The 11,871-nt window shown below is 40.1% G+C and carries 12 protein-coding genes; 1 reads left to right on the plus strand and 11 read right to left on the minus strand.

Annotated features, from left to right (window positions below; all coding sequences use genetic code 11):
* Positions 1 to 21 precede the first annotated feature (21 nt).
* Positions 22 to 1,320, minus strand: coding sequence for an arsenic transporter (locus tag QUF86_RS00635; RefSeq protein ID WP_289317704.1), 1,299 nt, complete (start codon positions 1,318 to 1,320; stop codon positions 22 to 24).
* An 18-nt stretch (positions 1,321 to 1,338) separates the two neighbouring features.
* The gene (locus QUF86_RS00640) at positions 1,339 to 1,686 is read right to left on the minus strand and encodes an ArsR/SmtB family transcription factor (protein ID WP_289333304.1); all 348 of its coding nucleotides are present in this window, start codon (positions 1,684 to 1,686) and stop codon (positions 1,339 to 1,341) included.
* 601 nt (positions 1,687 to 2,287) lie between these two features.
* Between QUF86_RS00640 and QUF86_RS00645 the strand changes: the two genes are divergently transcribed.
* The gene (locus QUF86_RS00645; RefSeq protein ID WP_289317706.1) at positions 2,288 to 2,728 is read left to right on the plus strand and encodes a cell wall hydrolase; all 441 of its coding nucleotides are present in this window, start codon (positions 2,288 to 2,290) and stop codon (positions 2,726 to 2,728) included.
* A 392-nt stretch (positions 2,729 to 3,120) separates the two neighbouring features.
* Here the strand turns inward: QUF86_RS00645 and QUF86_RS00650 are convergent, their stop codons facing one another.
* From QUF86_RS00650 to QUF86_RS00690, 9 genes are all read right to left on the minus strand, one after another.
* Positions 3,121 to 4,494, minus strand: a complete 1,374-nt coding sequence (locus QUF86_RS00650) for an FAD-dependent oxidoreductase (RefSeq protein ID WP_483313941.1) — start codon at positions 4,492 to 4,494, stop codon at positions 3,121 to 3,123.
* 91 nt (positions 4,495 to 4,585) lie between these two features.
* On the minus strand, positions 4,586 to 5,041 hold the full coding sequence (locus QUF86_RS00655; RefSeq protein WP_289333306.1) for a MarR family winged helix-turn-helix transcriptional regulator: 456 nt from the start codon (positions 5,039 to 5,041) through the stop codon (positions 4,586 to 4,588).
* 68 nt (positions 5,042 to 5,109) lie between these two features.
* Positions 5,110 to 5,310 (minus strand): hypothetical protein, encoded by a 201-nt coding sequence (locus QUF86_RS00660; RefSeq protein ID WP_289333307.1) that lies wholly within the window; start codon positions 5,308 to 5,310, stop codon positions 5,110 to 5,112.
* Between the two features lie 22 nt (positions 5,311 to 5,332).
* Positions 5,333 to 5,818, minus strand: coding sequence for an arsinothricin resistance N-acetyltransferase ArsN1 family A (locus tag QUF86_RS00665; protein WP_289333308.1), 486 nt, complete (start codon positions 5,816 to 5,818; stop codon positions 5,333 to 5,335).
* Between the two features lie 140 nt (positions 5,819 to 5,958).
* On the minus strand, positions 5,959 to 7,374 hold the full coding sequence (locus tag QUF86_RS00670) for a SpoVR family protein (RefSeq protein ID WP_289317711.1): 1,416 nt from the start codon (positions 7,372 to 7,374) through the stop codon (positions 5,959 to 5,961).
* Positions 7,375 to 7,547: 173 nt separating this feature from the next.
* Positions 7,548 to 8,627 carry a YkvI family membrane protein gene (locus QUF86_RS00675; protein WP_289333309.1) on the minus strand — a complete coding sequence of 360 codons (1,080 nt, stop codon included), beginning with the start codon at positions 8,625 to 8,627 and terminating at the stop codon, positions 7,548 to 7,550.
* Positions 8,628 to 8,787: 160 nt separating this feature from the next.
* Entirely contained in the window at positions 8,788 to 9,897 is a 1,110-nt protein-coding gene (gene menC / locus QUF86_RS00680; protein ID WP_289323921.1) for an o-succinylbenzoate synthase, read from the minus strand.
* Positions 9,898 to 9,910: 13 nt separating this feature from the next.
* A complete protein-coding gene (locus QUF86_RS00685; RefSeq protein ID WP_289333310.1) occupies positions 9,911 to 10,705 on the minus strand; it encodes a GNAT family N-acetyltransferase in 795 nt (264 codons plus the stop codon).
* Entirely contained in the window at positions 10,698 to 11,852 is a 1,155-nt protein-coding gene (locus tag QUF86_RS00690; protein ID WP_289333311.1) for a M20 peptidase aminoacylase family protein, read from the minus strand. The genes QUF86_RS00685 and QUF86_RS00690 overlap by 8 nt, the downstream gene beginning before the upstream one ends.
* Positions 11,853 to 11,871: the final 19 nt, after the last annotated feature.

Below are 11,871 nucleotides of genomic sequence, written 5' to 3' on the forward strand. Positions count from 1 at the left end.
CTTCATGAATAATGTAAGTGTTTAATGAATAATTTGTAACCATATATATAAGCCAACTAATGTGATGAACAATGTTGGGATGGTTAAGATGATTCCAGTTTTAAAATAGGTTCCCCATGAGATTTTCACGCCTTTTAATGATAGGACATGCAGCCACAATAACGTTGCCAAAGAACCAATCGGAGTGATTTTCGGTCCCAAGTCCGAACCAATGACATTTGCATATATAAGGGCCTCCCTGATTACGCCTGTAGTATTGGTATCGGAAATTGCAAGGGCATCAATCATCACGGTTGGCATGTTATTCATAAACGATGAAAGAATGGCGGCTATGAAGCCCATCCCCATCGTTGCTGTAAATAATCCTTGATCGGCTGTAACTTGGATTAAATCCGTCAATACATTCGTCAATCCAACATTCCGCAGGCTGTACACAACAACATACATGCCAATAGAGAAAAAGACGATTGCCCATGGTGCTCCTTTAATAACTGTTTTCGTATTGACTGCTGGACTCCTTCTAGCCATCATGAGGAAGAAAATAGCCACAATGCCTGCAATGATGGATACAGGCACTCCAATAAATTCACTTGCAAAATAACCTACCAGCAATATTCCTAATACTATCCAGGACAATCGGAACATTCTTTGGTCCCGAATGGCTTCCACTGGTTTTTTTAGTTGGGATACATCATAATTTTCCGGTATGCTTTTACGGAAAAACAGATATAAAACCAAGATGCTTGCTACCAATGCAAAAAGATCTGGTACGATCATTCTTGATGCAAACTCGGCAAAACTGATATTGAAAAAGTCTGCGGAAACAATGTTTACAAGATTACTCACCACTAAAGGCAATGAGGTTGTGTCCGCAATAAACCCACTGGCGATGATGAATGGGAAAATCATTTTATCATTAAACTTTAGGGCACGAACCATTGCTAATACAATCGGGGTAAGGATTAGAGCAGCTCCGTCATTTGCAAAAAAAGCAGCTACAAGAGCACCGAGGATACTTACATAAACAAACATCCTTACTCCATTTCCCTTGGCTGCCCTAGCCATATGCAGTGCTGCCCATTCAAAAAATCCTATCTCATCCAAAATAAGCGAGATGATGATGATGGCGATGAAGGCCAGTGTAGCGTTCCAGACTATGGATGTCACGTCTATGACATCAGTAAAATCCACCACACCAACAAGTAAGGCCAAAACCGCACCGCCACAAGCTGACCATCCGATCGACAATCCCTTTGGCTGCCAGATGACGAGAATGAGTGTTAATAAAAAGATGATAACTGCCAAAATAACTGATCCCACTGAAGTAGTACCTCCTAGTTAGTCACAACAAATCCGTTTTCCTTGTGCTGATAATTCTTCTAATTTAAAGTTTTGACTTGGCAAATCCTTGATGACCGTCTGAATAAATGAGTAATAGGAAGAAGACGGGTTTAACGAATAAAAAACCCATTGCCCCCTTCTCGATTCTTTCACGATTCCACTATCTTTCATCTTCCGTAAATGTTGGCTGATGGCAGGTTGGCTCATTTCGAACAGGTCCACAAATTCACAGACACAACATTCATGATCAGACATGATTTTAACCATGGTCAAACGAGTTTTATCACCTAGAAGTTTAAGAACGTTTGCAGTTCCTTCTATATCCAAAGCTTCATTCGTTTGCACTTAATCCCTCCTAGTCTAATCAAATAAATAATCATATGCTTATGTGGTTATTTATTATAATTGTATAAGTATATTCTTATTTAATCAATAATTAAATATTCAACTATATACTTTTTTAATTTTAGCCTGCTAATAGATGTTTCGAAATAACTCCGACTAAGGCAAACTCTGCCTACGCCCGCATTTCACTAGCATTGGGAAATCTTATCCAAAGGCTCGGTTAAAGGGGTTGTTGATTTTCTTATTGAACTACCATGAAAATAAGTTTCTTTAAAAATGAAAAATGACAATACTTAAGAAGACCCTGCTCAATCGTTTTAAAAAAAAGAGGAGAGCGTTAATTAATTAGTCTATAGATTAGGGTTGACTGGATTAAGGTCAGTATCAGTATTGACACTTCCTAACCATTTTCATTCTTTGTGGTGAATCGCCGATTTTTGCGATTCATGGATGGCTAACGGGACAGGATAGTTACATAAAGTTATAAAAAAGAATGCCATATTTTACTTCTTACTGTAAGCTTTAAAAACTAAGCATTCTTATTTTATAAACAATTACATTAATGTAGGGTTTTTTCATACTATATTATTGGGGTGAAAAAATGCCAAGAGTAAATTACCGAAGTTCAGACGTTGACTTAATGGCAAGGATGATGAGAGCAGAAGCTGAAGGTGAAGGATTACAAGGAATGTTATATGTTGGCAATGTAATTGTTAATCGTCTTAAAGCAAATTGTTTAGACTTTAAAGATTTAAGAACAATTCCACAAGTCGTTTATCAAGTACAAGGAGGAAATTTTTCTTTTGAAGCTGTTCAAAAAGGTAATGTATTTTATCAAAGAGCGAGAACTGCTGAAAAAAGATTAGCGAAACAGAATTTGGATTATTGGAGGCAACACCCAGGGAAATATGCTCTTTGGTATTTTAATCCATATGCTCCATGCCCACCAACATGGTACGATCAACCTTTTGCTGGACAATTTAAAAATCATTGTTATTATGAACCAAAACCTGGAACATGTGAAAGTGTTTACTCCGGTTAGGTTGTCTAGGAGCTCTTATTAATACTGGAGTTTTATTGTAATTTTTCTCTATTGGTTCAGCGAATACAAAATCTTTTAGTCGTAGGTGCTGATAGCCAATCACATTCATTCCATGCAACTCCTGTTGGTAATGTAACGGTTATCTGTTAAAGAAGCTTGAAACCCCAGCCTATTTTTTCAATCGTTGTTTTGGTGTATTTATAACTCACGAAATGAAAAGGGAACTTCCTGGTTAGCAGGTGTTCCCTTTTTTATATCAAACATTTAGTAATCGTTATCAAGAAAGCAAGATTGTGAAATATTGTACTTAAACTTAAAGGTGAGTTAGTTCCTTAGTGCCCGAGAGATTATGTTTACCAATGCCTATAAAAAGACCAGACTCGTCTTCTGTTTTATTTACAACAAGAATTATTTTTAATTTCCAACCTCGCTAGAACGGGGACGCCGCAGCAAGAACCATCCTTTGTTTCAGTTTCAGGAATATCAGAATCGCAGGAACTAGAAGCTATATTAACACTGCAGACTCCTGTTTCAGGTAGTTCCAAGTGTACTTCTTTTGCTCCCTCTACATCGCCAGTAAGATAAGCCACCACTGAACGTACTTGTTCGTAGCCTGTTGCCAATAAGAATGTAGGTGCTCTTCCATAACTCTTCATGCCAACAATGTAGAAGTTCTTTTCAGGGTGCCGTAATTCTTGTTCACCGTGCGGCCTCACCGTTCCACAGCTATGAATATTGGGATCAATTAATGGAGCAAGCTCGTCTATGCTTTCCACAGCTGAATCAAGGTTTATCCTTATTTCATTTAAAAAGGATGTATCTGGTCTGAAACCTGTACTCACAACGATTTCATCGATCTCACCGATTGTGGTTTCTTCTCCGTTTAGTTCTCCCACAACAGTTATTTTAGCGTTTGTTGGATACACTCCGTTAATATGAAAGGGAGTAAGAATATCGATTCTTCCAGACTCCACTATTTGCTGAATTCTTATGCCCAACTCTCCACGAGCGGCCAAGCTATCGTTTTCTTGCCCGCCGTACACTTCATTTATCTGTTTTTTACGAAGAACCCAGTAGATCTTTGTATCCGTAAATTTCTGCTGTAAGGTGGCCAGATCCAATAGAGCATTTATGGCAGAATGACCACTTCCAATCACCACGGTGGTTTTATTTTGATATCTGTTTTCTAATTGTTCGACGTTAGGAATGCCATAGTGGATTTGATTGTGTAATTGTCTCTCCGCATTCGTCCAAATTCCATTTGAAAGGATCGGGTTTGGATTGGTCCAAGTACCTGATGAATCAATGACAGCTTTTGCTTCAATGACTTTTGTGTCACCATTCACTTCTACATAGAGTTGAAAGGGAACAGTATCCCGTTTTCCTGTTTTTAATTTATCGTGAGCCTTTTTGGCAACACCGACTACTTTTGCCTGTAAGATGATCTGTTCTTTTATTTCTGGAAGGTTACTTAGCGGAAGAAGATACTCTTCTACCAGTTCGCGACCTGTTGGCAAAGCTTCTTCGTTTGGTGACGTCCATCCAGCGTTCTCCAGTAATTCCTTTGCTGCTTTATCGATGTTATATTGCCACGGAGAAAACATTCGAACGTGTCCCCACTCCAACATACTCGAACCAACGGAATCCCCCGCTTCCAATACGATAAACTTCTCCCCTTTTTTTAGTAAATGAGCGGCAGCGGCCAGCCCCACAGGACCTCCGCCTATAATTGCTACTGGTAATGTACTTTTCTCAAATTGAACCATCATTGTTCCCTCCTATAATTTTTACAGTTTATCTTCATAAATCTTCCACCCCGAAAAAGTTGTATTTTGCAAGTATTGTCGAAAAATTATACTACCCCCAAGGAGTAGTACAACATACAGAAGACTTCAACATTCGATCATTAAGCAATGTCAGAGAACGCACGACGGATTCCTTTTCAAACTCATTCATCGTCTTGAAGATCTCATTTAAGTAATCATTCATTTGTTGATCGATGGTTTGATTGACTTTCACGCCTTCATCGGTCAGAGAAAGAATAGAAATTCTCCGATCTTCCGCATCAGGGGTTTTTGTGACTAAATTCAATTTTATTAGGGATTGGATTTGTCGACTGAACGTCGTAATATCCGTTCCCAATGTTTCTGCAATTTGCTGGATGGAAGCCTTATTTTGTCGGTCTATTTCATACAGGATATGGCTTTGAACGAGGGATATCTCAATTCCATCAGCGCTGCAACAATTTTTATTTAATAATCCAAAACGTCTTGTTAAGAGTTGGAAGAGACCTCTAAGGTTTTCATTTTCCATTACTTTCACCTCACTTTATTTATACGCTAATTATTTGCATTTTGCAACTATCTGATTCAACTATTTTTTTATTGATCCTTCAGCTTGTTAAAAGCCGTCATGAAATTCAGGTGAGTTTGCTCGCCATAATAACACGCTTCGCCTTTAAAAAAGTTGGTTTCAATGAATTCTTTTGCCTTTTCCACCACAGGTTCACGAGAAGCTAAAACCAGCCTGAAATAGGCATCAAAATAACCAACAGACAATACGCTTGAATGGTTCACTGTCATAATCCTCCTACCCCCTAAATATTTAAAGTAATTTTTCCATGGCCATCACATCGACAAATTCCCCGTCTAAAATTCCCTGGTTCTTAAACACTCCTACTTCGCGATACCCCCGTTTTTTGTACAATCCTTGACCAATCTGGTTAAAGGGAAATGTGAATAACACAATTTTATTGAAGTCATTTTCTTTTGCGAGCTTTTCGATGGATTGCAGCAATAAACCGCCAATCCCTTTTCCTCGATGATCTCTTGAGATATAAACGGATAAATCAGCAACCCCTTTATAAGCATCGCGGCTGTTATATGGATTCAAGGAAGCCCATCCAACGATTTCCCCTTCCTGCTCGGCGACGATTACCTTATATCGTCCCATGTGCTTGGCAAACCAATCCTTCATGTAGGCTTGATCCTTCAGTTCCGTTTCTAACGTGGCAACTCTATCCTCAATTCCTTGATTGTAAATTTCTTTGACGGAATCTATGTCCGTTTCCATCGCTTCACGAATGATCATATCTTTCCCCTGCTCCTTTCGCTACCAAATGAGTTCATTCAAAATATTCTATATTAATTATATATAACAGCAATACTTGCAAATCGCAAGTATTGGATGAAACAAGAAAACTGCCGGGTGACCGGCAGTTTTCTTCCTCTTTATAAATATTTCCGGTGAATACCTTTTCCATCATAGGAAAACAGGACTTCTTTTCCTTCCATGACTGATTCCATATGCACGGAGCGTCCCCAAAGCTGATGGATATATGGCATGACTTTCTCGAGATATTTCAGATCCAGTTCAATATCTTCATACCAATGTTTCAGATAAAGTTCGCCATTACGCATGTAGTCTCCATCATTTACTGTGATATAGGGGAATCCACCGTTAACCCTCATACTGACGAGCTGGTCACGAACCTGTTCCCATGCTTTATCGACGATTTTATAATCCTTGCCCTGCTTTTGGAATAAATACATATCTTCACGCATGACCAGATCTTTCGTCAAATAATTGCGGAGAAAGGAAATGTCAGATTCGATTTCCCTGACTTCGAACATCTTTTCCCGTCCAGATCCGGGTATGACGCCAAGCCTGATCATTTCTTCGGTTGGATTATCATAGCGTTCTTCAATATCTTCAAACACTTTTAATCCAAGATAATAAGGGTTGATGCTGGTCTTTGATGGCTGAACGACACCTGCGTTCAGTTTAGCGAATTCAATCGCTTCCCCTGAGGATAAATCCAATTCACGGATTATGCGTTGATGCCAGTAGGATGCCCAGCCTTCATTCATGATTTTCGTTTCCAGCTGCGGCCAGAAATACAGCATCTCTTCCCTGATCATCGTCATGATATCCCGTTGCCAATCTGTTAGATCCCTGCTGTACTGTTCTATGAAAAGCATAATATCCTTTTCAGGCCTTGGCGGGAATTTTTTTCTTTTTTTCACGGTGGATTTCTTCGGTTTATCCTTATTTTCAAGATTCCATAAATCATCGTATTGTGTGGCTGTCGGTTTTATTTCCTCTTCTTCTTCCTCATCTTCCATCGTCCAGGCAAGCTTCGGTCTCATCAACGACGGATCGATATGTTCCTCAATGGCTAATAGTGCATCGAGGAAAGTTTCCACTTCCTTTTTGCCATGCAGGATTTCATATTCACGGATTCTTTCTGCCGTGGCCGACATACTTTCCACCATATCTCTCTTAGTATTATTAAAACGTATATTATTCTTAAAGAAATCACAATGCGCCAAAACGTGGGCAACAATCAATTTATTTTGTACAAGTGAATTGGAGTCCAACAGAAAAGCGTAACAAGGATTAGAGTTAATGACCAGTTCGTAGATCTTACTTAATCCAAAGTCATACTGCAGCTTCATTTTATGAAACTGCTTTCCAAAACTCCAATGAGAAAAACGGGTCGGCATCCCATAGGCACCAAATGTATAAATGATTTCTGAAGGGCAAATTTCATAACGCATCGGGTAAAAATCCAACCCGAACCCAGTTGCTATTTCTGTAATTTCACTAATGGCATATTCCAGAGCCTTTTGCTCCGCTCCATTCATCCGATATCCCCCTTGTCTTCCGCCTTTAAACTAATGTATGAAAAAAAGGAGGAAAAATGCCGTGATCATGAGTAAAGGTCATCGATAACAGAAAAAAAACACCTCCATGAAGAAGATGTCAGGTCAAAGATCCATGCAGTTCTAAACTCTAATCCTTAAATTTCCCTTCCCTATTATAATTTCGCGAGTTCCGTAGGCACGGCCCCTTTTTTCGCTTTTGAACGGATCCAGGATATGATAAGCGCTGCAATGATTACAAATCCTAAATATCCTGTGACTGGATATACTGTTCCAACCAATTTAATGAAGCCAACGAAACTTGCAAGGAATGCGAGGATTCCCACCATAATCACGGATAACTTAAAGCGTTTCGTGTCGGCAGGCACCATCCTGGCTGTAAATGCATACAGCATTCCGACCGAGGTATTATAAATCATCCCTAAAAGGATGATTGATAGGATATATCCCAACCATGGAGAAATCTGATTCGCTAAATGAAGGGTAGGCATCCCTGAGCCTTCTATGCCCTTCAAGTCGGACATCATCCCCATATTGATCAAGAATAGCAAGATCCCCAATCCAATACCTCCTAGAAGGCCTCCCATACCAGCCTCCTTCTTATTCTTAATGGTCCCTCCCATTACGGCTAGCATGGCAATTCCGGCCGTCATATTATATGAAACATAAAGTAAGGAACCCATCATCCAATTTCCGGTTGCAGCATTCCCCCTACTTGAAGAAGATATGATTTCATTGAAATTTAGATCGGAGGTGAAAAATGAATAACCTGAAATAATAATCATGATAACAAATAAAAATGGTGTGACGGCACTAATGATGGACATTATTTTATTAACATTAAGTAAAAGCGTACCTATTGTCAGCACTGTCATGAGGATTGCACCAACTATACTGGGTACCCCGAATTGTTCTTCAAAAATCGTTCCGGAACCAGCAATCATGATGACTGTAACTCCAAACAAAAAAAATGTGATAATAATATCGACCACCCTGCCTAAATAGCGGCCACAAATATGATCGATGATGTTTTTATGGGAGCGTGTTTGGAGGGTGCTCCCCAATTGTGTAACTTGCATGCCTAAAAACGAGAATAAAGCTGTCGCCACCACAATTCCCAATACACTGTAGATTCCAAAGCTCGTGAAGAATTGTAATACTTCTTGTCCTGAGGCGAAGCCTGCTCCAATGATGATTCCAATATATGCACCTGCAAGATTTACACTGTTTTTCATATCCGATTCCACCTTAAATTAAATGATTATTCTGACAATTTTAATTAAAAAAATATCTTCCTCTCATCACTGTTCCGTAATAGCTTCCCAGCTTCATTAATTTTAACGAGCCATCGCCCATGAAGCTGGGTAGAGTTACTATTCCAACCTTGTTATTTTATCAATTTGTATATCTTTTACTATAGGAAGTGAATTCATCGACCGCAGCGTAATCGACTTCATAGCCGATGCCTGCCGCCTTTGGAACAGTTATGACTCCATCTTTCACTGTAACCTCTGGTTTAATGATGTCCTTATGCCAATAATTCGCAGATGCCGCCGTATCACCAGGCATCGTGAAGTTATCAAGTGTTGTCAATGCGATATTATGAGCACGTCCCACACCTGATTCCAACATCCCCCCGCACCAAACCGGAACATTTCTTTCTTTACATAAATCATGTATTTTCTTCGCTTCCGTTAAACCGCCTACCCTGCCGATCTTGATATTAATGATTTTACAGCTTCCCAATTCAAGGGCTTTTCTTGCATCTTCCACGGAATGTATACTTTCATCCAAACAAATCGGTGTTTTGATTTCCGCTTGTAATGTGGCATGATCGACAATATCATCTGATGACAAAGGCTGCTCGATCATCATTAAATCAAATTGATCAAGTTGTTTCAGTAATTCGATGTCTTTCATCCGATAAGCGGAGTTTGCATCTGCCATGATCGGTACATCGGGATATCGATTGCGTACTTCCCTGATTACATCAACATCCCAACCTGGTTGAATCTTTATTTTGATTCTTTTATACCCATCCTTTAATCCATCTTCTATCTTCTTCAATAATTCGGGTACCGTTTTTTGGATGCCGATACTGATTCCAACATCAATTTTTTCCAGTTCCCCGCCTAAAGCCATACTTAATGGAACATTCTTTTCTTTTGCATATAAATCCCAGATGGCCCCCTCGATTGCCGATTTTGCCATATTATTTTTCCGAATGTGCGAGAACATATCCGATACATCACGAGGATGTTCTATATCTTTATCCAATACAAGCGGAATCAAGAAATCCTCCAGCATGGTCCAATTGGTTTTTATGGTTTCTTCGTTATACCAAGGTGCTGAAAACGCCACTGATTCAGCCCAACCTGAAAGCCCCTCTCCATTTTTCACTTCCACAAGTATGAATTCCTTATCTACAAATGTTCCAAAGCTTGTTGTAAATGGAGCTATCAAATCCATATTTAGATGGCGTAAACGCACTTCTTTTATTTTCATCTGGATTCCCCTTTTATTCTTGTTTTTTTAATAAGTAGTTTTGAATGTCTTCACCTTGTTCCCGAGCTATTCCGACTGCAACATACCCTTTGGCAAAAAGCGTTTTGAATAATTCACCCGTTATCGACCGCCAATCTATCGCAAGGCTGAGATCACCTTTTTTGATTTTTTGAATATCCGTCGGAATGGGAATGGCGACCACATCGGCATTGGTTTTCAAATGATAATCCTTGATGTAAGGAAAGCCTTGGTCATTCATTCCAGTGGTTACGATATGTGTGGCTTTATCAGGAAGTGGGGGCTCTTCATTTGCTTCCTGCCGTATATTCCATTCCACCATGAACCGATCAGTCGACAATCCTTCATTGAGGGCATCCTTCATTTCTCCATAACAATCTTCCATATATGTTGAACAAACCGCTTTTAGTTTACCGATATTCAAGTTTGCGTTCACACTTTCCAATGGATCATACGTCCATGTGATTAAGTCGTAGCCTTTTTTGAGTGCTTCTTCTTTTTGTGCCAGTTTAAGCAATCTGCCGTAGCCCTTCTTTTGATGATCCGGATGGATGGCTAACATATGTGAACAAAGAAACACCCTTCCATCCTTAAATCCTGGGAAACTGTATTGAAATCCCACTAACTGGCCATTGATGTAACCACCTAAAACGAGCCCTCCGTTTTTGACTGCGGTAATCGTCTGATGGGTAGGAACGCAATCCATGCCCCATACAAGGATTTCAAGTCGCTGCACTTCTTGTAAATCCTCTAGTGTCGATAGGGATTTAATGATTAATTCATCAGTCATGTAAGTGGACCCCCTCTCCATATTTCTCGAAAGTAAGAATGATGGCCTTGGTCAGGATTTCAATTCCCGATAACAAAGCATCTTTGTTGAACGTCATGTTCGGATGATGGAGCCCTGGTGTCAAATCACAGCCCAATCCAAGCATCGTCGCTTTGATTTCAGGTCTTTTCAACGTATAAAAATGAAAATCTTCTCCTCCTGTTGTAATGACAGGCGCTACCAGATTTTCTTCCCCAAGTGTATCGGCTATCGCTTCAGCCATTATTTCCTGGGCTTGATCGTTCACGGTTGCTGCAGCAACTTTAGTCCCCGGTTCGAGTTTCACATCAACTCCATGGACAATGGCCAAAGATTCTGCAACCTTTTCCACTTTTCGGGTGAGCTCTTCCATCACTGCATTATCCTGAGCCCGTAAATCCAATGAAAAAGTGGCTCGCCCCGGGATGATATTGGAACTTTCACCACCAGCAAAAAACTGCGTCATTTTTACTGAATAAGGGATGGATGGATTGAGATGGATCCCATTTAACAAAGTGATGAATGCCGCCCCTATCTCGATGGCATTTTGTCCTTGATGCGGTCTGGCTCCATGTGCATCCGTTCCCACTATTTCTCCTTTAATGAACCGGGCGGCTCCATGTACAATGGCTGGTGCAGCCTGCCCATCCTTCACTTCCTCGACTGGCCTTAAGTGCACCCCATAAAGGAAATCCACATCATCCAAAACTTTTTCTTCAATCATCTTCAAGGCACCTGTACCTTTTTCTTCAGCAGGTTGAAAAATGAATTTCAGCTTACCTTTTGGTCGAAAGTCCATTTCCTTCAATACCAGGAATACTCCAAGGGCCAAGGTCATATGCCCATCGTGTCCACAGGAATGATTGGCCTGAAACGTCCCATGTACCTCCTGCCAAAGGGCATCGATATCCGATCGTAACCCGACTGTGAAATTCCCATCCCCGATTTCCCCAATCACTCCTGTACAGTCTTCGAATGTTTTTACCGTAGACTGATTTTCCCTTAAAATATTTGAAATGAAAGCTGTCGTATTCACCTCATTCCAACTCGTTTCAGGATGTGCGTGTAAATGGTCGAAGATATCGATGATACGCGGCCTTAATTTTTCGATTGATTGTGTGATATCCATTTATGTCTCCCCCTTATAT

The sequence above is a fragment of the Peribacillus sp. NJ11 genome (assembly GCF_030348405.1).
In the GTDB taxonomy this organism is placed as follows: domain Bacteria; phylum Bacillota; class Bacilli; order Bacillales; family DSM-1321; genus Peribacillus.

Bases quoted from the DNA above. Each gene is read 5' to 3' on its own strand.
- menC (WP_289323921.1), bottom strand. From the start codon at position 9,897: ATGAAAATAAAAGAAGTGCGTTTACGCCATCTAAATATGGATTTGATA.
- QUF86_RS00660 (WP_289333307.1), bottom strand. From the start codon at position 5,310: ATGACAGTGAACCATTCAAGCGTATTGTCTGTTGGTTATTTTGATGCC.
- QUF86_RS00645 (WP_289317706.1), top strand. From the start codon at position 2,288: ATGCCAAGAGTAAATTACCGAAGTTCAGACGTTGACTTAATGGCAAGG.
- QUF86_RS00655 (WP_289333306.1), bottom strand. From the start codon at position 5,041: ATGGAAAATGAAAACCTTAGAGGTCTCTTCCAACTCTTAACAAGACGT.
- QUF86_RS00675 (WP_289333309.1), bottom strand. From the start codon at position 8,627: ATGAAAAACAGTGTAAATCTTGCAGGTGCATATATTGGAATCATCATT.
- QUF86_RS00690 (WP_289333311.1), bottom strand. From the start codon at position 11,852: ATGGATATCACACAATCAATCGAAAAATTAAGGCCGCGTATCATCGAT.
- QUF86_RS00650 (WP_483313941.1), bottom strand. From the start codon at position 4,494: ATGGTTCAATTTGAGAAAAGTACATTACCAGTAGCAATTATAGGCGGA.
- QUF86_RS00685 (WP_289333310.1), bottom strand. From the start codon at position 10,705: ATGACTGATGAATTAATCATTAAATCCCTATCGACACTAGAGGATTTA.
- QUF86_RS00665 (WP_289333308.1), bottom strand. From the start codon at position 5,818: ATGATCATTCGTGAAGCGATGGAAACGGACATAGATTCCGTCAAAGAA.
- QUF86_RS00670 (WP_289317711.1), bottom strand. From the start codon at position 7,374: ATGAATGGAGCGGAGCAAAAGGCTCTGGAATATGCCATTAGTGAAATT.